This window comes from Aedoeadaptatus ivorii (assembly GCF_030815095.1).
Taxonomy (GTDB): domain Bacteria; phylum Bacillota; class Clostridia; order Tissierellales; family Peptoniphilaceae; genus Aedoeadaptatus; species Aedoeadaptatus ivorii.
In genome coordinates, this window is the sequence record NZ_JAUSWF010000009.1 from 12,739 (window position 1) to 38,833 (window position 26,095).

Here is a 26,095-nt window from a genome sequence, read left to right on the forward strand (position 1 = left end):
TTGCAATACTAAGTAATTCTACCAGCTTAATCTGTATTTGTCAAATCATTTTTCGATGCCGAAAGGATTTGGTCGATCTTCGTCTGGATCAAATCCACCGCCACCCGATTGTGCCCGCCTTCCGGTACGATGATATCCGCATAGCGCTTCGAGGGCTCCACAAATTGCAGATGCGCGGGCCGCACGGTGGTAAGATACTGCTCCATCACCGAATCCAGACTCCGACCGCGCTCACGCATATCCCGCCGAATGCGCCGCAGAATGCGCACATCGCTGTCGGTGTCGACGAATATACGCATATCCAAAAGCGACAGGATCTCGGGCTCGGAAAACAACAGTATGCCTTCGAGCAAGATAATCTTCTTCGGCTCTATGCGAATCGTTTCGCGTTTCCGGTTGTGGGCGGTAAAATCGTACTCGGGCATATCCACCGCCTGATTTGCCTTGAGCGCACGTATATGCGAAATCAACAAGGCGTTGTCGAAGGCGAAGGGATGGTCGTAATTGGTCTTCTCCCGCTCCTCAAAAGGCAAATGACTCTGGTCTTTATAGTAATTGTCCTGTCGAATGATCGTACAGCGCGCTTCTCCGGTGTGTTCGAAGATCGATTTCGTCACCGTACTCTTCCCCGAACCGGATCCGCCGCAGATCCCTATAATTACAGGTTTCATACCTCTTTCACCCGCTTTCTGATCATATCTTTGGGGGCAACCGGACGATCCACCGCGACGCTGAAATGCTGCCGGGCCCGATTGGCGATTTCGATCTTCTCGCCGTCGAGATCGCGCATATCCGTAAATATCTGGACAAAATGCGGCTTGCCCGGTCCAAAGATCTCCACCTCGTCGCCGTCAAATATCCGATTTCTCTGCTCGATGAGGGCGCGACCGGTTTTCGGATCGTAGTGCAAGACGACGCCGACAAAATCGTAATTTCTGATATATGTCGTCTGCTCGCTGATGCCCCGCGCGTCCTTCGCCTCGGAATAGTAAAAGCCCGTGGTGAAATCCCGGTGCGAGACCTTTTTGATCTCCTCTTCCCAGGCGGGATCGTACTGATAGCCTTCGGGATCGGCGTAATAGGCGTCGATCGCCATCCGATACGAGCGAATCACCGTGGCCAGATAATAGGCGCTCTTTACCCGGCCTTCGATCTTAAGCGAGCGAATATTCGCTTCGATCAGCGCGTCGATGTGTTCGATCATCGAGAGATCCTTCGAATTGAGGATAAAGCTTCCCTCTTCGATGGATTCTATAGGAAAATATTCCCCCGGTCGATTTTCTTCCACCAGATGGTATTTGTATCGACAGGGTTGGGCGCAGTCGCCCTGATTGGCGTCCCTTCCGGTCATATAGTTGCTCAGTAGACAGCGCCCGCTATAACTCATACACATCGCGCCGTGCACGAAGGTCTCTATTTCCACCTCGGACACATTGTTCGCAATGGTCTTAATCTCTTCCAATGTAAGCTCCCGCGCCAAAACCACGCGCTCTGCACCGAGGTCCTTCCAAAAGCGAACGGTATCGCTGTTGGTCAGGCTGCCCTGTGTGCTCATATGGATCGGTATGGCGCAAGCGGCCTTTACCCGTTGGAACATCCCGGGATCGGCGACGATGACGGCATCGACGCCGATCTCTTCCAAGAACGCGAGATAGTCTTCCAATCCTTCGAAATCTCCGTCGTGGGGAATGATATTCAATGTGACATGTACTTTTTTTCCCCGCGCATGGGCGTATTCTACACCTTTTTTCATATCCGCTTTAGGAAAATTTTTAGACGCTTTTCTGAGTCCGAATGCCTCACCGCCCAAGTATACGGCATCGGCGCCGTAGTCGATGGCGGTGATCAGTTTTTCGAGGTCTCCGGCCGGCGCCAGCAGTTCGATCTTATTCATATTCTCTCCTAATCAATAAGAGGCCGTCGTCGATGGGAAGGATGTCCGCTACGATCCCTTCTTCCCGCAGGATGTCGTAGAGCATTCGCTTCAATCGCTTGACGATGGTCACCTTTCTTCGTACATATAGTTCTTTAGAGGCGAGCATGCCGTGAAAAAGTACATTGTCCATGGCGATCACCCCGCCCGGTGCCAATAGGGCCAGCGCGCGCTTTAGATATTTTTCGTATTGGCCCTTCGCCGCGTCGACGAAAATAAAGTCGTATATGCCTTCGTCGTTTCGCATAAATGCCTCTGCGTCTTCCACCACCAAGCGGATGCGCGATTCGAGGTCCTGATTTTGAAAGTGCGTACGGGCGGAAACCGCCCGGTCCGGATCGATCTCCACGGTCGTGATCGTCGCTTCGGGAAGCACTGCCGCCATCACCGATGCGGAATAGCCGATGGCGGTCCCCAGTTCCAGAATTCTTGAAGGGCACAAGACCGGCAAGAAGAACCGAAGGAAATTTTCAACCTCTTCTCCGAAGATCGGAACGCCTTCTTTTTCCGCAAATGCGCGCAATTCGCCGAGATAGCCGCCCCGGTCGGGTGCGATACGGGCGAGAAACCATTCATTATTGTCTTTGATACTATCTTGCATCGCAAAAATAGCCGGAATATCCGGCTATTACACATCCATAATAATGGGAAGAATCATGGGGTTTCTGCGGGTCTTTTTGAAGATAAAGCTGCGCAGGTCGTCGCGAATCTGCGACTTAATCGAAGACCAGTCCTTGACGTTCTGACGCTTGCAGTCTTTGACCGATTTTTGTACCACGCCGCGCACTTCGTTCATCAAATCCGTGGATTCCCGCACATAGACGAAACCGCGGGAGATGATATCGGGTCCGGAGACCATATCTCCGGTCTTGCGGTTCATCGCGATAATGGCGATGATCAGGCCGTCTTCGGCGAGGTGTTTTCTGTCTCTGAGTACGATATTGCCCACATCGCCGATGCCCAAGCCGTCGATCATCACTTGTCCGGCAGGGACATCCTTCACCATGCGCGCGTCGTTTGCCGTCATCTCCAGGCAGTTCCCGTTTTCCAATATAAAAATGTTCTTCTTGGGAACGCCCATTTTTTGCGCCACTTCCGCATGCTTTAAGAGGTGCTTGACCTCCCCGTGGATCGGGATAAAGAAACGGGGCTTTAACAGGTTCAACAACAGTTTATGCTCTTCCTGATAGGCGTGTCCCGAGACGTGAATTTCGGAGAGGGATTCGTAGATTACGCGAACGCCCTTGTCCAAAAGGCGGTTGATTACGGTGTTGATCGCGCTTTCGTTCCCCGGAATCGGATGCGCCGAAAGGATGATGACATCGTCCTTGGTCAGCTGAATGCGCTTGTGCTCGCCGGTAGAAATCCGCGTCATCGCACTCATGGGCTCGCCTTGGCTGCCCGTGGTGATCAAGACCAGTTGTTTCGGATTATAGCGATTCATATCCTTGATGTCGATAATCGTATTGGGCTTGACGCGCAAATACCCCAACTTTTCGGCGATGCCCATGACATTCAACATACTCCGGCCGCTGAGTACGACCTTTCTGTTATAGCGTTCCGCCGCCGTGATGATCTGCTGAATCCGATAGACATTCGACGCAAAGGTCGCGATGATAATCCGATTGCCCTTCATCAGCGCAAAGAGCCGGTCAAATGTCGCGCCGACCTTCCGCTCGCTCATGGAAAATCCTTCGCGCAGTACGTTCGTAGATTCGCTAAAGAGCGCCAACACGCCGCGGTTTCCGATCTCCGCCAAGCGGTTCAGGTCGATGGGATCGCCCGAAATCGGCGTAAAGTCGACCTTGAAGTCCCCGGTGTGAACGAGTACGCCGACGGGGGTGGTAATCGCGAGGGCGGCCGCATCGGGAATAGAGTGGTTGACATTGACCCATTCCACTTCGAAGAATTTCCCGATCTTTACGGGCTTTCTGTATCCGACGGTGACCATCTTCGTGCTCCTGAGGAGTCTGTGTTCCTTCAGCTTATTTTCCAGTAGACTCAAAGTCAATTTGGTTCCGTATATGGGAATATTGACTTGCTTGAGCACATAGGGAATGGCGCCGATATGGTCTTCGTGCCCGTGGGTGATGACGATCGCCTTGATTTTATGTTTGTTCTGCAGCAAATACTTGATGTCCGGAATCACCACATCGATGCCGGGCATATCCTCTTCCGGGAAAGTCATACCGCAGTCTACGAGAATCAGCTCGTCCTGATGCTCGATGACGGTCATGTTCTTTCCCACTTCGCGCATTCCGCCCAAGGGAATGATGCGAAGCTTACCGTTATTCTTCATTCGTTTCTCCTTTCGAGGCCTCTCGACAATGAGAACATATTCCGTAAAATTTTAAATTGTGATCCGTAATATGAAAGCCTTCTCTGTTTTCGATCTCCTCTTCCAAATTGTCTAGGAGGTCCAGGTTTACTTCTGTAATATCGTTACATTTTTTGCAGATTAAATGGTGATGGGCATGCTTTTCTTCTTGCAGGCGCCGTTCGTAGCGCGTTACGCCGTCGTCGAAGGAAAGCACGGTTAAAAACCCGATCTCTTCCAAAAGATTTACGGTGCGGTAGACCGTGGCGATGCCGATTTCGGGCATCTTTTCCGCCGCATAGCGAAACACTTCTTCCGTCGTAATGTGTTCGCCTTCGTGGTCGGCGAACACTTCCATGACGACGGCACGCTGTCTCGTGTATTTGTAACCCTTGGACTGCAAAAATTTTTTGAATGTATTGTCTGACAAACTTACCACCTATTGTGCCTGTTCTATCAGGAGTTCTTCGTAGATCTCCATGGCGCGTACATACTCTTCTTCGTCGATGCCGGCATAATATACGTCCCCCGACTCGTCGTATTCTTCTCGGAGTATAAAAGTACCGTAATCGATATGTTCCGCATCTAAGAGGGCGATATAGTCGCAATCGTCGACGCGAAAACGGGCCTTAATGATAAAGCTGATGCCGTTTCCCATCTCGTCAAAAAACAACTGTCGGTTCATTTTCTCACCTGTGCGCATCCAAATACGTCTGAAGGATCATGGCGGCAGCGATCTTATCCACATGTTCCTTTCGATGTTCCCGGCGAACGCCGCCCTCGATCAACGCCATTTCGGCGGAGGCGGTGGTCAGCCGTTCGTCGACGTATTCGATCTCTATGCCCAAAGTTTCCCGTAAAAAATCGGCATAGCGCATGGTGCGCTCTGCCTGAAATCCGATGGAATTGTTCATGTTTTTCGGAAGACCGACGATCAGCTTTTCCACCGCGTATCGGTCGATCAGTTCTCGAAGCGCCTCCGCATCCGCCTTCTTCGAAGTCCTTTGAATGGTCAAAAGCCCTTGGGCAAAAATTCCCAAGGGATCCGAAACGGCGACGCCGACGGTCTTATTTCCGATGTCTAAACCCAATAGTCTTTTCATTTAAATCACTTTAATACAAAACTGCGGGCAGACTGTCGCACAGTAGCCGCAAAGGATGCAGCGTTCGTCTACGACGGCGCGTCCGTCCTCTACGTGGATGGCATCCTGCTTGCAACGTCGTTCACAATTTCCGCATCCGATACAATAATCGGCGATAATCAGCTTGCGTTTTCTCTTGGATACCGCATCATAGGCGGCTTCGTTTTCGGATTTTCGCAAAAAGAGATCCGCATTATAGTCGATCTCCTGCTTGGACTGCATGCCCACAGCCGTGGCATCGATATGGGGTTGCGCTTGAATCCAACGGAGCGCCTCGGCGCTGTTTCCGATTAGATGTCCGCCGCCCAAAGCCTTCATCGAATATATGCCGATGCCCTTTTTGTGCCGCGCCTCTATGGCGTGAAGCATCTCCGTCGCGGTGCCGTCCTGTATGCCGATGCCCATCCGATTGATAATCGGGTGGATGATCTCGATCTCGGGAAAGAGCGCCGTCGCATTTACACAGCCGATAAAATGGGTGGAAATGCCGATGGCGCGGATAATCCCTTCGCGTTTGAACGCCGCCAGGCGCTCGAGCGCCTCTTTGTGCCCCCGGAGGGTCAAAAGCGATTCCTGCTCGTGGAGCATAAAGATATCAATATAGTCGGTATCCATTTCCTTCAGCGCCTTGGCTACGCTCGCCTCTGCCGTCGCGCGATCGTAGCAATACGCCTTTGTCGTAATCGTCCATCTTTCACGGCCGATCTCTCGAATTGCTTCTCGGAGAAAATGATAGTTGTCGTAAATCTCCGCCGTGTCTATAAAGTTTATACCCTTTTCGTGAGCGTATACCAATAGTTCCGTGCCCTTTTTCAGGGAAAGATTCGCCTGAAATTTAGAAAATGTCAGCGAACCAAAACACAAAGGTGATACTTCGATCCCCGTCTTACCTAAAATCGCCATACTTCTCCCGTCTACAAAAGAATAGAGATGAGCCATCGCCCATCTCTATTTTTCCTTTAAATAGTATTGTAACAACTCGCCCAGCAATTCGTCTCGTTCGATCGACTGTATAATGCTTCTCGCGTCGTTATGGCTCGTAATATAGGTGGGGTCTCCGGAAAGAATATAGCCAATAATCTGATCGATGGGGTCGTATCCCTTTTCGATCAACGCATGGTATACCGTCAAAAGACCGGAACGTATTTTTTCTCCGTCGCCTTCTATCTTTTCAAAAATATGCGTCTCGAAATTATTATTGTCCATATAATCTCCTCCATAGTAAGCATTATACCACAAATTCGAGGCGCTTGGGACTAGTTTCTGAGTTCGGCGAGAATTTCTTCCAGTGCTCCCATCGCTTCGGGGATCTTTGCGGCGTCTTTTGCTCCGGCGGTCGCCATATCGGGACGGCCGCCGCCGCCACCGCCTGCGATCTTCGCCACGCGTTTAACGACATCGCCCGCCTTCACGCCTTTTTCGATGGCGGATTTGGGAGAGGCGCAGACAAATTGCACCTTCCCCGCGTTTTCAGCGCTCAACAGTACCAAAGCGTCTTCTTTGTCGCGGCGCTTTTCCGCCATGTTCCGAAGGTCTTCCACGCCGATATCGACAAAGCTTCCCCGAATCACGGATATGCCTTGGATTTCTTCCGTTTCACCCAGTTCTCGATCCATTTTGCTCGCGGCGATATCCGCTTGCAATTTCGCCAGTTCTTTTTCCAACTGTTTTTCCCGTTCCAAATGGTTGCGGATTTTTTCCGTGATTTGATCCTCGTTGGATTTTAACAAAGAAGCGAGTTCTTTTTGTCTCTCATCGAGTTCATTCATGTAGGCATATACCCCGAGTCCGGTCTTGGATTCGATTCTGCGAACGCCGGCGGAGATGCCGCCTTCGGAGAGGATCTTGAACATCCCGATCTGCGCGGTATTGTCCACATGGGTGCCGCCGCAGAGTTCTTTGGAATACTCGCCCATACTGACCACGCGTACCCGATCGCCGTATTTGTCTTCGAAAAGGCCCACAGCGCCTTCTTCCTTGGCTTCGTCATAGGACATGAGCCGCGTCGTCACCGGCAGGGACCGGAAGATTTCGACGTTTACCTTTTCTTCCACGTCTTGAATCTGTTCGGGTGTCATCGCCTCGTAATGCGTAAAGTCAAATCGCATGGCATCGGGCGCCACCAAAGACCCCGCCTGATTGACGTGCTCGCCCAAAACGTCGCGCAACGCCCGGTGCAAAAGGTGCGTAACGGAGTGGTTTCTGCGCGTCTTTTCGCGACGCGCTTCGTCTACGTAAAGGTCCACATCGCCCAATTCCACCGTGCCTTCTTTTACCGTTCCGATGCAATAGCTATGGCCGGTTTTGGTGCTTTTGGTATCGGTCACTGCGATTTTGAAATCTTCGCCGACGATCACACCGGTATCGCCCACCTGTCCGCCGCCTTCGGCATAGAAGGGCGTGGGATTTACGTAGAATATGCCCGTTTCTCCGGTTTGAAGGTGGTATGTCTCCTCGCCCTCTGCGAGAATATGCAGCAGTCGAGCGCCCGAAACTTGAAGCCGCGTATATCCCACAAATTCGATGTCCTCTTTGATTTCTTCGGGCGCCATCGCGCCGCCGGCGGACCAGCCGATATTGTCGGAGTCGTCGCGGGCCTCTCTTGCGCGCACTTTTTGTTCTTCCATGGCACGCAGAAACGCCTCTTCGTCGAGCTGCATATCGGATTCTTCGAGGATCTCTTTGGTGAGATCCAGGGGAAACCCGTAGGTATCGTATAGCTTAAAGGCATCTTCCCCGGAGAATCGGCGAGAACCTTCTTTTTTGAGACGCGCCACTTCCCCTTCCAAAAGCGTCATGCCCGTCTCCAGGGTCTTCAAAAACCGCTCCTCTTCTCTGCGGATGACGCGCTCGATCATGTCGCGATTTTCGTCGAGCTCCTCGTAGCGAATCTTCCAGGAGTCGATGACGGCGGCGGACAGTTTGTATAAAAATGCCGCATCGATGCCGAGATTTCTTCCGTGTTTGGCCGCCCGCCGCGTCAGGCGACGCACCACATAGCCGCGCCCTTCGTTGGAAGGAATGATGGAGTCGGAGATCATAAAGGTGACGGCGCGAATGTGGTCGGTGATTACGCGCACGGAAATATCCTTTTGCGGATCGCTGCCGTATTGATAGCCGGCGGTCTCGCAGACTTTTTCTAAGATGTCGTGGATCGCATCGATCTCGAAGATATTGTTCGCTTCCTGCAGCACCGACGCAATGCGCTCGAGACCCATGCCGGTATCGATATTGGGATTGGCGAGGGGGTGATACTCTCCCTCTTCGTCTTTGTCGAATTGCGTAAATACCAAATTCCACACTTCGATATAGCGGTCGCATTCGCAACCCGGCTTACAATCGGGATCGCCGCAGTCGTATTTCTCGCCTCGATCGAAGTAGATTTCCGAACAAGGGCCGGAGGGGCCTATCGCCAGTTCCCAGAAGTTGTCCTCTTTGCCCAAGCGGACCAATCGCGATTCGGGGATGCCGATTTCTTTGTTCCATATTTCATAGGCCTCGTCGTCATCCAAATAAACCGTCGCCCACAGGAGGTCGCCGTCGATTTCCAAGACTTCGGTCAAAAATTCCCAGGCCCAGTGAATGGCTTCGCGCTTAAAATAGTCGCCAAACGAGAAGTTGCCCAGCATCTCGAAGAATGTCGCGTGTCGGTCGGTCTTTCCGACATTTTCCACATCGCCGGTACGAATGCATTTTTGGGATGTCGCTACGCGGGAGCGGGGCGGCAGGGCTTCGCCCGTAAAGTACTTCTTCATCGGCGCCATGCCCGCGCCGATCAAAAGCAACGATTTGTCGTTTTGGGGAACCAAAGAAAAACTCGGTAAAATTAAATGTTGTTTGTGCTCGAAAAATCGCAGGTATTCTTGCCGTACTTCGTGTAATCCCAATGCTTTCATAATTCCTCCTATGATATATCAAATCTATGTTTTAAATTATAGAGTTCGCAGGAAATAAAGTCAATTCGCGCAAAATCCGATCGCGCAAAAAAAGCGACCGCAGTCGCTTTATTGCACTTTCCTGATTTCTTCTTTGTTCCGCCGATCTTCTTCGATTTTCATGCGAATAAAATTTTTCAAAATCACCAATACCGAAAACACCGGCACCGACAAAATCATACCCAACACGCCGAAGGTGCCGCCCCCGATAAAGATGCACAAGAGCACCACCACCGGGTGCAGACCCGTTCGCTTGCCGAGGATCTTCGGCGCTAGCAGATTGTTTTCCGCCCACTGCAAGAATACGAACAGGATCGCCACCCAAAACGCCTTGGCAAAGGAATCCATCAGGGCGAAGAAAAATGCCGGGACAAAACCCAAAAACGGACCGATATAGGGAATGATGTCGGCCACCATGGTAATCAGGCCGATGGCGACGGCAAAATTCACCTGCAAAATCCAGAGCATAATCATCGTCGCAATGCCCACGAAAAACGCCAAGAGGAGCTTCCCCTTGATAAATTCCATCATGGCGGTGTTGATTTCCGTCGCAAGATACATCGTATCACTCCGGTAGCGGACGGGAATCGACTTGTACAGGCGCACCTTGATGCGGTTCTTGTCGACGGTAAAGTAATAGGTCAGGATCAGCACCAACACAAAGCTGATGGCGCGACCCAAAGCCTGATACATCCCCGATGCCATAATGCGGAGCCGCCCCAATATGTCGGTCTCCAATACGGCCAGGTATTTTTCCATCTGTTGCTGCACGCTCTGCATGATGCGCGTCATATCCAGGTTCGTGATCTTCTCGATCTGATCGGAGGCTTGCAAAAACCAGTCGTTTACGCTTGTCACCATCTGCGGCAACGATACGACGAAGTTTCGTAGTTCCTCGATCGTCTTGGGGAGTACCACGACGAACAGCAGGACAAACATCAGCACAAAGCCCACATATACGATCAAAACGCCGATGCGCCGGGGGATATTCTTCCTCTCCATGGCGCTTACCAGCGGATTGATGATATAGGCGAGCATCGCCGAGATCGCGATCGCCGCCAAGGTCGTGCCCACTACGGGGAAGCGCTTGAAGACATACCGCAGGACGATAATCCCCAAGACGAGCCCCAAAAAGATCCCGACTTTTCGAAAGTCGAAGTGAATGCGGCGATTCCTGTCGATGTATTGATTGCCGATGTTCACCAAATAGTAAATGCTCAAGGCAATCAGAAGGATCAAGAGGATCCCGCGGATCGCAACGAGAAAATTCGGCGTCACCACGTTAAAAAAGGAATCGAATTGATTCATGCTCTATTGCCTCATATCCGCCAATGTCATGGAATCCAAAACGCTGTCCACCTGCGCCTGAATGCGGTCGAGGATGGACTTGGCGGAACAGGCTTCCCCGCGCTCACAGGAGATCTCGTCTTCCGCGCTGCAACAGGAAAAGGACATCTCCCCTTCCAGGGCGGAAATCACATCGCCGATGGCGATCTCTTCCGGCGGCCGCGCCAAAACGTATCCGCCCTGGGCGCCGCGAATGCTCTTGACGAGCTTTCTGGTCTTCAATCGTGAAAACAGTTGTTCCAGATAGGCCACGCTCAGGTCTTCCGCTTCGGCGATATAGTTCACGGATAGGGGACCTTCCCCGTAATTTTCAGCCAAATGATACATCGCCATCAATCCGTAGCGACCTCGTGTCGACAGCTTCATGCCTTCACCTCCCAATTCCCAGTAAATTCCTATGAATAAGATATCCTAACGGAATCCGTCTGTCAAATCATCGAACGACGATATTCAGAATCTTTCCGGGAACGTAGATTTCCTTGACGATCTCTTTGCCTTCTACCTGTTTTTCGTACGATTCCGACGCCCGCACGGCGGCAAATACTTCTTCTTTGGAGGCGTCTTTTGCCGTTTGCACCTTAAAACGGACCTTGCCGTTAAACTGCACGGGGATTTCGATGACGTCCTCTACCGTCTTTTCCGGGTCGAATGTCGGCCAATCCTGTTCACAGAGATGGCCGCCCAATTCGCAGATCTCCCACAATTCTTCGGTAATATGGGCCGCGACAGGGTTCAGAAGCATCAAAAAGGTGGAAAATTCCCTTTTGTTGACGCCCGTGTTTTGGAAGGCATTGACCATCGTCATCAGCTGCGCGATGGCGGTGTTCGCCTTTAAGTTTTCGTAATCGCGGCTTACCTTTTCTATGGATTGGTGCATCAACACTTCCACTTCGTCGCGATAGCGATCCCCTTCGAGGAGGCCGTCTTGAAGATTCCACACCCGCTCCAAGAAGCGGCGGCAGCCCTTTACGCCGTTTTCCGACCAGGGCACGGCCTTTTCAAAGTCGCCGATAAACATTTCGTAGGTCCGTAGGGTATCGGCGCCGTATGCGTCGACGATGTCGTCGGGATTGATGACATTTCCGCGGCTCTTGCTCATTTTGCCCCCGTCTTCGCCGAGGATCATGCCGTGGCTCGTCCGCTTCTTATAGGGTTCCTTGGTGGGAACCACGCCAATGTCGTAGAGGAATTTGTGCCAGAAGCGGGAGTACAGCAGGTGCAGCGTGGTGTGCTCCATGCCGCCGTTATACCAGTCGACGGGCATATAAAAATCCAGCGCTTCTTTCGATGCCGGCGCTTCGTCGTTGTGCGGATCCGTATAGCGCAGAAAATACCAACTGCTTCCCGCCCATTGGGGCATGGTGTCGGTCTCGCGCTTGGCCGGTCGATTGCATTTGGGGCAAGTGGTATTGACCCAATCCTCTACCAGGGCGAGGGGACTCTGTCCGTTGTCGGTGGGTTCGTATTGCTCCACATCGGGCAGTTCCAAGGGCAAAGATTCTTCGGGGACCGGCACCCATCCGCATTCTTCACAGTGCACCAAGGGGATCGGCTCTCCCCAATAGCGCTGTCTGGAAAAGACCCAGTCGCGGAGTTTATAGTTGACCTGCTTGCGGCCAAGTCCCTTTTCTTCGAGCCAGCGGATCATGGCGGGGATCGCCTCTTCGACCTTCATGCCGTCCAAAAAGTCGGAACCGGTCATCGTTCCCTCTTGATTATCGGTATAGGCGCCGTTTTCTATGTCTCCGCCTTCGACCACGCAGACGATGGGGAGGTCAAATTTTTTGGCGAATTCCCAGTCCCGCTGGTCGTGACCCGGCACCGCCATAATCGCGCCGGTGCCGTAACTCATCAATACATAGTCGGAAATCCAGATCGGAATCTCTTTTCCGGTGGCGGGATTGATACCATTTAATCCCTTTAGAGCGACGCCCGTCTTCTCTTTGGACATCTCGGTGCGTTCGAAGTCGCTTTTCTTTTCGACTTCATGCAGATAGGCCTCCACCTCGTCGTAATTTTCGATGCGCTCTTTGTATCGCTCCACCAGAGGATGTTCCGGCGCGATCACCATATAGGTGGAGCCGAAGACGGTATCGGGGCGGGTCGTAAAGACTTCGAGTGATTCGTCGGTGTCTTTGACGCGGAAGCGAATTTCTGCACCGACGCTCTTTCCGATCCAGTTTTTCTGTTGAATTTTAACGGCTTCGATATAGTCCACTTCGTCGAGATCTTCGAGGAGACGCTCCGCATATTCTGTGATCTTGAGCATCCATTGGCTGCGTCTTCGGTGAACGACGACGGTACCGCAGCGCTCGCATTTTCCGCCCACGACTTCTTCGTTGGCGAGGCCCACCTTGCAGGACGGGCACCAGTTCACGGGCATTTCTGTCTTATAGGCGAGCCCATGTTTGAACATTTGCAAAAAGATCCACTGCGTCCACTTATAATACGACGGATCGGTGGTATTGATCTCGCGGGACCAATCGAAGCTGAACCCGAGACTCTTCAACTGTTTTTTAAAGTTGGCGACGTTTTTTTCGGTGACTTTTTTGGGATGAATATTGTTTTTCATCGCGTAGTTTTCGGTGGGCAGACCAAAGGAGTCCCATCCCATGGTAAAGAGGACATTTTCGCCCTCATAGCGCCGCTTTCTCGCCACGATGTCCATGGCGGTATAGGGCCGGGGATGGCCTACGTGTAGTCCCTGTCCCGAAGGATAGGGGAATTCGATGAGGGGGTAGAATTTCTTACCGCCCGCGGCGAGGTCCGACTTATAGACTTCCCGGTCTTCCCAAAACGCTTGCCACTTCTTTTCTATCGCTTTCGGATCGTAAGTTTTCATTCCGACACCTCTCTAAAACTCTGCATTGCCGACTGTACGGGGGAAGGGAATGACGTCGCGAATGTTGCTCATGCCCGTTATATACATGACCGCGCGCTCAAATCCCAACCCGTAGCCAGAATGAACGACGCTGCCGTATTTTCTGAGATCCAGATACCAATCGTAGTCCTCGGGCTGCATGCCGAAATCGCGAATCTTCTCGGTCAAGACGTCCAATCGCTCTTCCCGCTGGGAGCCGCCGATAATCTCGCCGATGCCGGGCACCAATAGGTCCATGGCGGCGACGGTCTTTTTGTCCTCGTTTTCTCGCATATAAAATGCCTTGATTTCCTTCGGGTAGTCGCGAATAAATACCGGCTTTTTGTAAACCTCTTCGGTGATATAGCGCTCGTGTTCGGTCTGCAGATCGATTCCCCAGGATACGGGATATTTAAATCCCTGCCCGCTTTTTTCTAAGATGTCGATGGCTTCGGTATAGGTAATCCGCACAAAGTCGGATTCTACCACGTTTTTAAGCCGATCGATGACCCCTTTGTCGATAAAGGAATTGAAGAATTCCATCTCTTCGGGTGCGTGGGCGAATACATAGCGGATGATGTATTTGAGCATGTCTTCCGCCACGTCCATATTTTTCTCCAAGTCGGCGAATGCCATCTCGGGTTCGATCATCCAAAATTCTGCCGCATGGCGCTGTGTATTGGAGTTTTCCGCCCGGAAGGTCGGTCCGAAGGTATAGACATTTCGAAATGCTGTGGCGAAGGCCTCCGCTTGCAACTGTCCGCTTACGGTCAGATTCGTATGTTTGTGGAAAAAGTCTTCCTTATAGTCCACTTCTCCGTTTTCTGTGGTGGGCACATTTTCCATATCCAGCGTGGTTACCTGAAACATCTCACCGGCGCCTTCGGCATCGGATGCGGTGATAATCGGTGTATGCACGTAGATAAAGTTTCTCTGTTGAAAGAACTCGTGCACGGCAAAGGCGATCAGGCTCCGTACCCGAAATACCGCCTGAAAGGTATTGGTACGGGGACGCAGATGCGCCTTGGTGCGGAGGTATTCGAAGGTATGTCGCTTTTTCTGCAAGGGGTAGTCGCCGTCGGCGAGAAAAAGCGGCGCAATCGATGCGGCGTGGATCTCTACCGGCTGCTTAGCACCGGGGCTTTCCACCAGTTCGCCTTCTACGCGTACGGAACTGTAGATCGGGTATTTCGAGATTTCTTTAAAGTTTTCGATATCGCTTTCGTAGACGATTTGAATCGTCCCGAAGCCGCTCCCGTCTCCCAATTGCAGGAAGCCGAAGTTTTTAGAATCCCGCGACGTCTTGATCCACCCGTCCAAGACCAGGGTTTCACCCAAATGTTCCTTATAATTTTCCAATACTTCACGAATTTCCAAAATCGTCCTCCTGTCTTTTGATTCGGTCCAAATAGGCGCGCATCGTTTTTTCGTAGCCGCGCGTCGATGGCGTATAATAGGTCTTCTCTTCCATATCTTCGGGAAGATAGCGCTGCTTTACATAGGCGTTCTCATAATTGTGCGGGTATTTATACTCGGCATGTTCTTCCATAGGCTGATGCTGATCCCTGAGATAGGGCGGAATCACCGTCCCCATTCCTCGATCCACATCGGCCATTGCCGCATTTACGGCGACATAGCTGCGATTGCTTTTGGGCGCGGATGCGAGATAGGTCGCCGCCTGCGCGAGGATGATCCTCCCCTCCGGCATCCCGATGACGCGAAAGGCGTAAAAGGCATCCACCGCCACCGCGAGCGCCCTCGGATCCGCATTGGAGATGTCTTCCGAAGCGGAGATGATCATCCTCCGGGCGATGTACTCGGGATCCTCGCCGCTTTGTAACATCTTTGCCAAATAAAACACCGCCGCATCGGGATCGGAGCCGCGGATTGATTTTATGAAGGCGGAAATGGCGTCGTAGTGTTCGTTGCCGTCTCGATCGTAGAGTCGCGGCTTTTCGAGGGTCGAATCGGCGACGTCTTGTTCGTCGATGCGAATCACCCCGTCCGAACTGGGCTTGGTGCTGAGTACGCAAACCTCGAGGATATTGAGCGCGCGGCGTCCGTCGCCGCCCGCCGATTCGATCAGGCGCCGAAACCCCACATCGGTAAATTCGATCGCCATATCGCCGTAGCCGCGTTCGGAATCGGCGAGGGCGCGGCGCACGATGCGTTCGATGTCGCCTTCGTCGAGGGTCGTAAGACGCACCACCTGCAGCCGAGAAAGTAGCGCGGAGTTCACGTAAAAGTACGGGTTTTCCGTGGTCGCGCCCATCAGCACCACTTTTCCCCGCTCCACATAGGGGAGCAACACATCCTGCTGGGATTTGTTAAAGCGATGAATCTCGTCGAGAAAGAGCACCGTCTTTCGACCCGATGCACCCAAACGCTCCTCCGCCGCTTTTAGGATCTGTCTCAATTCTTTGACATTGCTGGTCACCGCGCTGATCGGCACGAATTCCATCTTCGATTCGCGGGCGACGATCTCGGCGAGCGTCGTCTTGCCGATTCCCGGCGGCCCGTAAAAGAGCAGCGACGGCAAAAAGCCCGCCTGCATCAGACGCGGAATATACTTTCCTTCGCCTGCGACGTGTTCCTGGCCGATGTATTCCCGCAGATTTCTCGGTCGCATACGCTCGGCTAGGGGCGCGCTCGTCTTCAGATTCTCCTGCATTTGAAATTCAAAGAGATCCATCCTCTTCCCTATTCCTTCTTGTTCTGCAGCGCCTTCAGCTCTTGCATAAAGCTGTCGATATCCTGAAATCGCCGATACACCGAGGCGAATCGCACATAGGCCACCTCGTCGAGGTCTTTTAAGCGCGCGAGGATCATCTCGCCGATCTCTTCGCTGGTAATCTGGCGGATCATATTGCTCTGCAGGGTCGATTCTATATCGTCTGCGATGGCCTCCATATCTTCTACCGACACCGAGCGCTTTTCGCAGGACTTGATCAAGCCGTTTAATATCTTATTCCGATCGAACACTTCGGTACCGCCGCTTTTTTTGAGCACGGTAATGGGGACCACTTCAACCTGTTCGTAGGTGGTGAAGCGCTTGTTGCACCCCAAGCACTCCCTCCGCCTGCGGATGGAAGTGCCTTCGTCCGTCGGACGGGAGTCGACGACTTTCGACTCCGAATGTTGGCAGTACGGGCAGCGCAAAAATCACACCTCCTGAAATACAAAAGGCGTATCCCGCAGGATACGCCAAAAACTCTTTTATCTCATTCTGCGGAGGAAATCCGGAATATTCAACTCATCGTCCTTAGCTTTGCTGCCGGATCCGCTCTTTTCGTCCTTGCCTTCGTCTCCGGTGCGCTTCGAACGATCGACATTCTTTTCGTCTTGATCCTGATCGAACTCGGTGGCGATGACGGTGATCTTCACCTGATCTTTCAGGGATTCGTCGATGCCCGCACCGAAGATAATATTGGCTTCTTCGTCGACCGCCGAGCGAATCAGATCGGCCGCTTCGTTCATCTCGAACATGCCCAGATCGTTTCCTGCCGTTATGTTCAATAGCACGGACTTGGCGCCGGAGATCGAGGTCTCCAAAAGGGGACTTTGTACGGCGTTTTGCGCCGCTTCGGTAGCGCGATCGTCCCCGGATGCATATCCGATACCCATATGTGCAATGCCCTTGTTGTTCATGACGGTCTTTACGTCGGCAAAGTCGAGATTGATGACGTTCGGAACGCTGATCAGCTCGGAAATGCCTTGGATCCCCTGTTTCAGGATTTCATCGGCCATCATAAACGCTTCGGAGAAGGTGGTCTTTTTGTCGGAGATATTGAACAGCCGGTCGTTGGGAATAATGACCAGGGTGTCTACCTTGTCCTTCAATTCGGAAATGCCGCGTTCCGCCTGACGGGTGCGTCTTGCCCCCTCAAAACTGAAGGGTCGGGTAACGACGCCGACGGTAAGGGCGCCCAGATCTCTTGCGACATCGGCGATAATCGGCGCCGCGCCGGTACCGGTGCCGCCGCCCATGCCGGCGGTGATAAACACCATATCGGCACCTTCTAAGGCTTCGCGGATCTCGTCGAGACTTTCTTCCGCAGACTGTTCGCCGATATCGGGATTGGCGCCTGCGCCCAGACCCTTGGTGATCTTTTCACCGATCTGAATCTTCGTCTCCGCCAAAGAATTCTTCAGCGCCTGGCGGTCGGTATTGATCGCCAGAAATTCCACGCCCTTTACGCCGGCGTTGATCATCCGATTCACGGCATTATTCCCGCCGCCGCCGACACCGGCCACTTTGATTTTTGCAAACTCTTCGTGGTCCATATCAAAATCCAACATAATACATCCTCCTAATTGCGCCCTAAAGCCACAGATATCGAATCAATTTATTCTATTTTATAGACAAATGCGAGACAAGTCAAGAATTCCCATTCTGTGTCGCGCGTGCCTTTTGTGCATCTTCTTCTGCGCCATCGCTTTCTGTCTTTGGGGTCTCTTTCGATGTCGTTTTCTCCTCGGCGCCCCGCGCTGATTTTGTCGTTTCGGAAGGCTTATTTTGCTCTGACTGTTCGCGCTGCGTATCGTCCTCGTCATCCTCGAGCGCAGAGGGCTTTACCGCGACGGGATGATCGCCCTGGTCCAAGTAAATCTCGCTGTAACGGCTGTTTTTCGCCTTCATTTCCTTGTAGATCTCTTCCAGCTGGCGGATCTTATAGGGTCCGTCTTCGAAGCTGCGAATATGCACCGCCGTTCCGTCGGAAAGGAGGATCTTGATCCCCCTGTCCAATATTTCGACGCTGTTGATGCTCTCCGCCACCGCCGATTGAAAGAGTCCGCGAATCATTTCGATCTTTTTTTCGTTTTTGGTTCCGTCAAAGACCGTATGCCCGATCTTTATCGCCTTCGTCGGCATTCCCGAAATCTTCGGAAGATTCGGATCATAGGAGCGCGTCTTCTCGAGCGCCTTGAATTCTTCATTCACCAAGACGTAGCCGTCATCGGTATAGATCTGCGCGAAAGGCGTCTCCTCTCGTATGTCGACCTTCAGCTTTCCGAAAAACCCATAGCCGATATGCACTTCTTTGACATAGGCATTTTGTGCGATGCGATTTTCCATGCGCTTTTTGTCGATGCGCGGATAGCTCGTTCCCACCGCCTCTTCGGCGACGGCGCGCGCCGTATTTTTGGGGACCACTTTGGTGCCCGTAACCTCGACGGTATCGATTTTGAGTGCCCGTGCGGCTCCCCATGCGAGCGCCGCGATCAGTAGCGCAGCGATAGCCACAAAGGCGATGCGCCGATTGCGGTACTTTTTCGGGAGTTTTTTCTTTCGCTTAGCCATGGTTTGCGATCTCCAGTATCGCATCGGCAATTTCTGCGGTGGCGCCGGGATTGCTGAGTGCATTGGCCGCATCCCCCATCGCCCGCGCCGTCTCTTTGTCTTCCAGTAGGTCCAAAACCTTGTTTAGCAGCACATCTCCGTTCAATTCGGATTCTTCGATGACAAAGGCCGCGCCCTTATCCCGATAGCTGACGGCGTTGTGGAATTGGTGATTGCCCGCCGTGTAGGCTTTGGGAATCAAGACAGACGGCAAGTGCATGGCGCTGATCTCCGCCAGCGTCATAGCCGATGACGAGGCGACGACGCCCTTGGCGAGCGCCAAATACTCGGGAATTTCGTGGGAATAATCCAGGATTTTATACGACGCGGCGTCCACCTCGGGCATCCGCTTCAGAAAGTCCTCGTAGTGGTCCTTTCCCGTGATATGCACCCAATAAAACGGCAGTTCTCGGTGTTTTTCCATAATCTCGAGCACCGCCTCGTTGGTGGATTCCTGTCCGCCGCTTCCGCCGAAGGAGAGGATTGCGTCTTTTTCCGTCTGCCAGTCCAGCGTCTTTTTCGCCGTGGCCTCGTCCATTTTTTCGAATGTATCGCGAATGGGATTGCCGGTAAACAGCTTCGGCGTCTCTTCCGGAAAATACTTTTCCGCTTCCGAAAAACTATATGCCACCAGTTGAACCCGCTTGCCCAATAGTCGATTGGTCTTTCCCGGGTAGGCATTTTGCTCTTGAATGGCGGTGGGAATTCCCTGATTCTGCGCCTTTAGAAGAATCGGCGCGCATACATAGCCTCCGGTTCCCACCACGACGTCGGGACGAAAATCCTTTAAGATCTCGCCGGCGTCTTTTAGACCGCGCAACAATTCGATCATAGAGAGGAACGAATCCTTGTTGATCTTCTTGCGCGGCAGTCCCTTTACGCGAATCGCACGAAAGGGCAGCCCCGCCTTGGCGGCGAGTTCTTCTTCCAGTCCGCCCTTCTTTCCCACATATAAAAATTCCGCGTCCGGCACTTTCTTTTTTACCGCATCGACAATGGCGAGGGCCGGGTAGATATGTCCTCCGGTTCCGCCGCCGGAAACAATCATCTTCATGCAGAAACTCCTTTCCCGGATAACCGTAATAGTATGCCGCTCATCCCCATCACCAAAATCAGCGCCGTACCGCCATAGGAAATAAACGGCAGCGTGAGCCCAGTTACCGGCAATATACCGGCGGCAACGCCCATGTTAAAGAACGCCTGAAAGCCGATGGATACGAAGATCCCCGACGCCAAGAGCTTTTCGTACAGCCCTTCTTGCAGCACCGCGACCTGAAAACCACGGTAGACAAAGAACGCGAATAGGGCGATCACCGAAAAGGTGCCGATCAGTCCCAATTCTTCTCCGATGATGGCGAAGATAAAGTCGTTGTACGCCTCCGGCAGATTGTTGAATTTTTGATTCGACTGAAAATAGCCTACGCCCGTGATCGACCCCATCCCCAAGGCGTACAGTGAATTGGCGAGCTGCCAATCCGTATTGGGAATGTCGTCGAAGGGATCCAAAAACGAAGTCAATCGCTTCATCCTGTACGGCACGCGAATCGCAAAGAGAAAAAAACCCAGCGCGCCGGCACCCAGCACGGCGACGAATTCGTGAAAGCGGATGCCGGAGATAAAAAACATCGAAAACAGGCTCAACCCGATAACGCTCGCCGAAGAAAAATCTTCTTTCGCCACGACGATTACCGAGACGCCGATCACGCACATAATCGCCAAAAATCCCTTTTTTCGGTGGTTTTTACGGTGCAAGACGCACAGATGTGCGACATAAAAGATCGAGGTGTATTTCAATAGATCCGACGGCATAAAGCGAAACCCCGTTCCCGGCACCTGCAGCCAGCGCGTGGCGCCGTTGATGGTGACACCGAAACCCGCCGCCACCAGGCCGCACAATAGAATGCTTACGACCCAAAGGGGCAGCGCGACCTTGCGATAAAACTTAACGGGCAGGATATAGCCGACGAAGGCGGCGCCGATCCCCAGCGCCAAATAGAGCAGATGGCGCTTTAAATAATAAGTGCCGGCATTGCCGTCTTGCATCCCCGCGGCCCACGAACTCGAGGCGACCATAAACACGCCCATCACCAAGAGCAGTACGATGTCGATCAAAAGCAGGGGATCTACGTATTTTTTCAATCTTTCCATGAAAACATCATCCGCCCCACTTCTCGGCGATCAGCGTCTTAAAGAGATCGCCTCGCTCTTCGAAGTTCTTAAACTGATCCCAGGAGGCACACGCGGGCGACAAGAGCAGCGTATCGCCGGACAGCGCCGCATCGGTCGCCGCTTTTGTCGCCTCGTTTAAGGTCTCGAATGTATGAATCTCCTCGATTCCCTCGCCGCGCGCCTCTTCGGCCATCAGATCTTTTGTCTCGCCAAATAGGTATAGTCCCGCGATCTTGTCGCGATGCCGGTGAAAGAGCGGCACAAAATCGCTCCCCTTGGAAAATCCCCCGGCCAATAGCCGAATCGGCCCTTCGAGCCCTGCAAGGGCGACGTCGGTAGAATCGGGATTGGTGCCCTTCGAATCGTTGTATACCCGGATGCCGGCGAATTCGCCGAGAAATTCCATGCGGTGGTCCACGCCCTTATAGTGCATCAGCGTCTCTCGTACGGACTTCGGCGATACGCCCATTAAATAGGCGCAGAGCGCCGCCTCCAGTGCATTTCTAACATTGTGGTCGCCGGGAAGAAGCATCTCCTCTCTCTCCATGAAAGGAATCAAGTCGCTGCCATAGCGAATATAGAGCGTGCCGCCGTCGAGGAACGCGCCGTCCTGGCGCACCGGGGCGGTACTGACGACCAAAGCGCCCTCTGCCTCTTCTCCCAATAGTGCCAAATAGGGATCGTCTATGTTCAGAATCAGATGGTCCCCTTCCCGTTGGTTCTTATATATGTTTTTTTTGCTCTCCCGATAGGCGTCTACGGATTTATGGTGGTCCAAATGGTCCTCGGTAATATTGGTGAGAATCGCCACTTTGGGCCGAAAATTGATGACGGTCTCCAGCTGAAAGCTGGAACATTCCACGACGAGGATGTCGTCCTTTTTGGCGCGTTTTGCCAAGGGAAGAATGCCGATTCCCACATTCCCCCCCATATAGGCGGTTTTACCGCCGTCGAGGAGCATATGGTACAAAAGATCGGTGATCGTGGTCTTTCCATTGGTGCCGGAAATTGCCACAAAATTTTCGCATTCGGAGATCCGATACGCCAATTCTACATCAGAGATGATGGGGATATTCCGCGCGGCGAGATCTACGAGTCTTCCGCTTTCCAGCGGGATCCCCGGACTCTTTACCACGAGGTCAATCTCTTGATCCTCGTATACGGGTAAAGAAGCGCCGAAGGACTCCATTCGCGCGGAATTGTCGTCATAAATATATAGGGTGTTGTCCTCGGCCAGGGCATCGATGGCACTTAGGCCGGTGGTGCCCAGTCCGTAAATCAATAGTTTCTTATCTTTCATCTCTTCCCCCTAAAATATCAGGAAGTAACTGATGATGCAGAGCACGATCTCTATGCCGACAAAAAGACCGACGATTTGCACCTCCCGCCAGCCCTTCTGTTCGAAGTGGTGATGCAGCGGACTCATGAGAAAAATTCGCTTGCCCCGCAGCTTAAAGGAGGCGACTTGCAAAATCACCGACAAGGTCTCTATAAAATAGATTCCACCGCAGATCGGCAACAGAAGCGGCAAATTCAGCAAAATGGCGACCGCCACCACCGCACCGCCCAGCGCCAAAGAGCCGGTGTCTCCCATAAACACTTTGGCGGGATATTTGTTGTACCACAAAAAGCCCAACAAGGCGCCCGCCGTCACCAGACAAAACGCGCCGATGGCGAGGCGTTGTGTTTGAAAGGAAACCAGGGCAAAAAACAGCATGATCACAATGGTCACCGAAGTGGACAGGCCGTCCAATCCGTCGGTAAGGTTGACGGAATTGACGGTTCCCACGACGACGAAGATGATAAAGGGAATAAAGAAAAACCCGAAATCGATCAGCCGCCCCGACCCCGGCAGCAATACCGCCGTACTCAGTCCCTTGCCGGAGAGGACAAGAAAGTACAGCAGTAAGGCGATACATATCTGCGCCAACAGTTTTTGTAGGGCCGTAAATCCCATATTTCTCTTGTTGACGACCTTAATATAATCATCCACAAATCCCACCAAAGCAAAGCCCAATGTCGATATAAAGAGGATTAGGGTCTCGTAGTTCAAATTGCCGGTAAACAGCGTCGCCAATAACATGGCGGACAAAAAGATGATTCCGCCGATGGTCGGCGTTCCCGCCTTTACCAAATGGCTTTGGGGTCCGTCCTCCCGGATCTCCTGACCGGCATTGAGCCGCCGCAATAGCGGGATGCATATTTTTCCCGCGATCAAACTGAGGATCAAAGCGGCCGGAAGGCTCGCCGTCGTCACTAATTCTCCCATCTCATTGTGTCTCCTTTTGCTTTGCTTTTGCTTTCTTTTGCGCGTCGCTCGCGCCGTCTTTCGTATCGGTTTGCTGTTTCGAATCGGAAGCGGATTTTTCGTCTTTTTCTTCTTTCAGATCTTTTTCCAGACGAATGTATACCTTCTTTTGATCGCCCAGCACTTCTCCTCCCAAGGGTTCTTGGGAAACGACCGTACCTTCTCCTTCAAAGGCGTAGTCGATGCCGGCCTTGTCCAAGAGCAATTTGACTTGTTCTTTGGTCTTGCCCTGTAATTTCGGTACGCGCTTTTTGCCGGCGTCGTTGGGATCTACGGACAGATCGACGATGGTATCTTCGTCCACTTCCGTGCCCGCTTTGGGCATCTGCTTTTCGACGATGCCGAAATTCCCCACATCTTCCGAAGACATATTGAATTTGAGGCCGGAATCGGTTAGGAGTTTTCCCGCATCTTCCAAAAGCATATTTTCCACGTCGGGAACAACGATCTTTTTCTTTTTCTTCGTAGCGCCTTCGCTGAGCATGGGGACTTCCGCTTCTCGTAGCGCGGCGCCCATAATTTCCGATGCGATGGGCGCCGCCACCGTGGCGCCGTAATAGTCGCCCTTGGGATTTTCTACGATGACCAGCACCGTATACGCGGGGTCTTCGGTCGGACCCACGGCGACAAAGGAACTGATGTATTTGTCCTTTTCATAGCCGCCCATCGCCGACACTTTATCCGCCGTACCGGTCTTTCCGCCGATATGATAGCGATCGACGGCCCCCAGCGTTCCCGTTCCCTCTTCTACGACTTTTTGCAAGAGGCGCAGCATGGTCTCGCTGGTCGCCGAAGAAATCACCTGCCGCCTTACCGTGCGGTCGCGCTTTTCGATGACATTGCCGCCGGCATCGCGAATCTCGCGCACCACATAGGGCTCGAGCAGATAGCCGCCGTTGGCGACGGCCGATACGGCGGTTACCATTTGGATCGGCGTTACGGCAATCCCGTGGCCGAAACTCATGGTGGCAAGGCGCGCGGCGTTGATATCCTTTACGCCCTCGGGCACCAAGCCCGCCTGTTCCGCGGGCAGATCGATGCCGGTCTTTTCGCCGAATCCGAAGGCTCTGATATATTTTAACATACCTTCTTCGCCAAGTTCCCGCGCCATGCTCACAAAGGTGACATTGCAGCTTTCGGCAAATGCCGTATCCATCGTGATGTCCCCGTGGGGATCCGGCAGCGAGGTACAAGTGATGGTAATGCCGGGGATGTCGCGCACATAGCCGGTGCAGTAATAGTGTTTTTTCGGATCGCTGGTGTTTTCTTCCAGCGCCGCCGCGGCGGTTACGGTCTTAAAGGTAGAACCCGGCTCGTACATATCGCTGACCGCAAAGTTCCGCCAGTTGTCGAACCAAATCTCGGTCTTCTGCTTGCGCGTCAGATCCTTCCACACGGAACGCTGCGCCGCATCCGCCGGATCATAGGGCTTGTTCAAATTATAATCGTCGGTGGATGCCATAGTGGCGATCGCCCCGGTGTCCGTCTCCTGTACGATGGCAGTGATGCGCTCCGCTTTGTTTTTGGTGCGGTGCGCATCCAAAATCTCTTCGGTTTTACGCTGTAAGGATTCGGAAAGCGTCAACGTGAGATCGGCGCCGCCCACCGCCGCCTTGGCGGAATCTCTGTTTTTCTTGTCCTTCCCCTGGGGCGCCAGGTTTTTTCCCACCACCCCCCGCAGGGAATCGTCATAGTAGCGTTCCAGTCCGTATTGGCCTTCCCCGTCCCGGTTGACGAAACCCAAAACCAAGGAGGCGAGATCGTTTCCGGGATAGGTGCGCGTTTCGTAGTCTTCGACCACCACGCCGGGGATGTCCGAATCCCGCACCTCGGTCGCCACCGTGCGCTCTACGCCGCGCTTGAGCAGGACGTGCCCGCCCTTGTCGAGGCGCGCCTGTACCTCGGATTTTTCCATGTCCAGTAGCGAGGCGGAAACCTTCATCAGTCGCTCCGTCGCCTTTTCGGCCTCCGCCGATGCCGAAAGCGTCTTGGTATCGACATAAATGTCGGAACGGCTGATATTTCCGACCAGCGCATTGCCCTTCGCATCGTAGATCACGCCGCGACGGGTCGTAGCGCGCTTATCACTTTCGAGTGCGAGTGCACTCTTGGTCAGTTCTTCCGATCGAAAGACCTGCAGTTGTACCATTCTTACGGACAAAATAAAAAAGAGCAGGAAGAGAAATGCGTACACCAAGGTCACTTTTCTGTCCGTTCGCTTCAAATACGAAGACAAAAAGTTTCCGCTATGCGCTTTCTTTCCCGCTCTTTTCCTATGCTTTCGCTTCCGCTCTTCCACAAGAGCCCTCCTAGTCCTCCTTGAAAATATGCAATACGGAGATTACCGGGTTCAAATACACATTTTCATTGACGTCATTTTTTTCATTTTTCATATTCACATCGATATATTTTACCTGATCGTTGTCCGGATAGACCATGCCCAGTTGAAACTTTGCTTTTCTGAGGATGTCTTCGGAACTTTTTATCGCATCCAATCCCGCATTCAAATCTCTATATGTCTTGTCCATCTCTTCGAGAGAGGCGTGTTGTTTCGCGATGGCGGTATTGAGTTCTGCAATCTGGGTGTGGGTTTTCAGATTGAAGACCAATGTAATTCCCAAGACGACGATAACGGCCGCCGCCAAAAATACGGCGGAAACTCCCCTGGCGCGCGGACGCCGTCTTTTGGCAGCACGCGTCTTCTGTTGCCGACTCCTCTGAACCCGTTTCATTATATCACTCC

24 protein-coding genes are annotated in these 26,095 nt (G+C 52.7%); all 24 read right to left on the reverse strand.

The window, feature by feature from the left end:
* Positions 1-26 precede the first annotated feature (26 nt).
* On the reverse strand, positions 27-671 hold the full coding sequence (udk, locus tag QO008_RS06900) for a uridine kinase (RefSeq protein ID WP_307385340.1): 645 nt from the start codon (positions 669-671) through the stop codon (positions 27-29).
* Positions 668-1,894 carry a peptidase U32 family protein gene (locus tag QO008_RS06905; protein ID WP_307385342.1) on the reverse strand — a complete coding sequence of 409 codons (1,227 nt, stop codon included), beginning with the start codon at positions 1,892-1,894 and terminating at the stop codon, positions 668-670. The genes udk and QO008_RS06905 overlap by 4 nt, the downstream gene beginning before the upstream one ends.
* Positions 1,887-2,534, reverse strand: a complete 648-nt coding sequence (locus tag QO008_RS06910) for an O-methyltransferase (protein ID WP_126465508.1) — start codon at positions 2,532-2,534, stop codon at positions 1,887-1,889. The genes QO008_RS06905 and QO008_RS06910 overlap by 8 nt, the downstream gene beginning before the upstream one ends.
* 27 nt (positions 2,535-2,561) lie before the next feature.
* Positions 2,562-4,232, reverse strand: a complete 1,671-nt coding sequence (locus QO008_RS06915) for a ribonuclease J (protein ID WP_307385345.1) — start codon at positions 4,230-4,232, stop codon at positions 2,562-2,564.
* Entirely contained in the window at positions 4,222-4,680 is a 459-nt protein-coding gene (locus QO008_RS06920) for a Fur family transcriptional regulator (RefSeq protein ID WP_232006451.1), read from the reverse strand. The genes QO008_RS06915 and QO008_RS06920 overlap by 11 nt, the downstream gene beginning before the upstream one ends.
* 9 nt (positions 4,681-4,689) lie before the next feature.
* The gene (locus QO008_RS06925) at positions 4,690-4,935 is read right to left on the reverse strand and encodes a DUF1292 domain-containing protein (RefSeq protein WP_164715224.1); all 246 of its coding nucleotides are present in this window, start codon (positions 4,933-4,935) and stop codon (positions 4,690-4,692) included.
* A 4-nt stretch (positions 4,936-4,939) separates the two neighbouring features.
* Entirely contained in the window at positions 4,940-5,353 is a 414-nt protein-coding gene (gene ruvX / locus QO008_RS06930; RefSeq protein ID WP_197721080.1) for a Holliday junction resolvase RuvX, read from the reverse strand.
* Positions 5,354-6,295 carry an aldo/keto reductase gene (locus tag QO008_RS06935; protein WP_307385348.1) on the reverse strand — a complete coding sequence of 314 codons (942 nt, stop codon included), beginning with the start codon at positions 6,293-6,295 and terminating at the stop codon, positions 5,354-5,356. It abuts the gene before it with no gap.
* A 45-nt stretch (positions 6,296-6,340) separates the two neighbouring features.
* A complete protein-coding gene (locus QO008_RS06940; protein WP_126465512.1) occupies positions 6,341-6,598 on the reverse strand; it encodes an IreB family regulatory phosphoprotein in 258 nt (85 codons plus the stop codon).
* Between the two features lie 50 nt (positions 6,599-6,648).
* On the reverse strand, positions 6,649-9,288 hold the full coding sequence (alaS, locus tag QO008_RS06945) for an alanine--tRNA ligase (protein ID WP_307385350.1): 2,640 nt from the start codon (positions 9,286-9,288) through the stop codon (positions 6,649-6,651).
* Positions 9,289-9,396: 108 nt separating this feature from the next.
* Positions 9,397-10,635 (reverse strand): AI-2E family transporter, encoded by a 1,239-nt coding sequence (locus tag QO008_RS06950; protein ID WP_307385352.1) that lies wholly within the window; start codon positions 10,633-10,635, stop codon positions 9,397-9,399.
* 3 nt (positions 10,636-10,638) lie between these two features.
* The gene (locus tag QO008_RS06955) at positions 10,639-11,040 is read right to left on the reverse strand and encodes an RrF2 family transcriptional regulator (RefSeq protein WP_126465515.1); all 402 of its coding nucleotides are present in this window, start codon (positions 11,038-11,040) and stop codon (positions 10,639-10,641) included.
* 67 nt (positions 11,041-11,107) lie between these two features.
* Positions 11,108-13,516, reverse strand: a complete 2,409-nt coding sequence (gene leuS, locus QO008_RS06960) for a leucine--tRNA ligase (protein WP_307385354.1) — start codon at positions 13,514-13,516, stop codon at positions 11,108-11,110.
* A gap of 12 nt (positions 13,517-13,528) precedes the next feature.
* Positions 13,529-14,914: an asparagine--tRNA ligase gene (gene asnS, locus QO008_RS06965; RefSeq protein WP_126465517.1), complete on the reverse strand. Its 1,386-nt coding sequence runs from the start codon at positions 14,912-14,914 to the stop codon at positions 13,529-13,531.
* Positions 14,898-16,226: a replication-associated recombination protein A gene (locus QO008_RS06970; protein WP_126465518.1), complete on the reverse strand. Its 1,329-nt coding sequence runs from the start codon at positions 16,224-16,226 to the stop codon at positions 14,898-14,900. The genes asnS and QO008_RS06970 overlap by 17 nt, the downstream gene beginning before the upstream one ends.
* An 8-nt stretch (positions 16,227-16,234) precedes the next feature.
* A complete protein-coding gene (gene nrdR, locus QO008_RS06975; protein WP_126465519.1) occupies positions 16,235-16,693 on the reverse strand; it encodes a transcriptional regulator NrdR in 459 nt (152 codons plus the stop codon).
* A 57-nt stretch (positions 16,694-16,750) separates the two neighbouring features.
* Complete coding sequence (ftsZ, locus tag QO008_RS06980) at positions 16,751-17,833, reverse strand: cell division protein FtsZ (protein ID WP_126465520.1); 1,083 nt, start codon at positions 17,831-17,833, stop codon at positions 16,751-16,753.
* Between the two features lie 79 nt (positions 17,834-17,912).
* Entirely contained in the window at positions 17,913-18,836 is a 924-nt protein-coding gene (locus QO008_RS06985; protein WP_307385357.1) for a cell division protein FtsQ/DivIB, read from the reverse strand.
* The gene (murG, locus tag QO008_RS06990; RefSeq protein WP_307385359.1) at positions 18,829-19,929 is read right to left on the reverse strand and encodes an undecaprenyldiphospho-muramoylpentapeptide beta-N-acetylglucosaminyltransferase; all 1,101 of its coding nucleotides are present in this window, start codon (positions 19,927-19,929) and stop codon (positions 18,829-18,831) included. Before murG ends, QO008_RS06985 begins: the two co-directional genes overlap by 8 nt.
* Complete coding sequence (locus QO008_RS06995; RefSeq protein WP_307385361.1) at positions 19,926-21,023, reverse strand: FtsW/RodA/SpoVE family cell cycle protein; 1,098 nt, start codon at positions 21,021-21,023, stop codon at positions 19,926-19,928. Before QO008_RS06995 ends, murG begins: the two co-directional genes overlap by 4 nt.
* A 7-nt stretch (positions 21,024-21,030) precedes the next feature.
* Complete coding sequence (gene murD / locus QO008_RS07000; protein WP_307385362.1) at positions 21,031-22,344, reverse strand: UDP-N-acetylmuramoyl-L-alanine--D-glutamate ligase; 1,314 nt, start codon at positions 22,342-22,344, stop codon at positions 21,031-21,033.
* Between the two features lie 9 nt (positions 22,345-22,353).
* Complete coding sequence (mraY, locus tag QO008_RS07005) at positions 22,354-23,313, reverse strand: phospho-N-acetylmuramoyl-pentapeptide-transferase (RefSeq protein ID WP_126465525.1); 960 nt, start codon at positions 23,311-23,313, stop codon at positions 22,354-22,356.
* A 1-nt stretch (position 23,314) separates the two neighbouring features.
* Complete coding sequence (locus tag QO008_RS07010) at positions 23,315-25,651, reverse strand: penicillin-binding transpeptidase domain-containing protein (protein WP_307385364.1); 2,337 nt, start codon at positions 25,649-25,651, stop codon at positions 23,315-23,317.
* Positions 25,652-25,661: 10 nt separating this feature from the next.
* Positions 25,662-26,084: a septum formation initiator family protein gene (locus QO008_RS07015; protein ID WP_126465527.1), complete on the reverse strand. Its 423-nt coding sequence runs from the start codon at positions 26,082-26,084 to the stop codon at positions 25,662-25,664.
* Between the last annotated feature and the right edge of the window lie 11 nt (positions 26,085-26,095).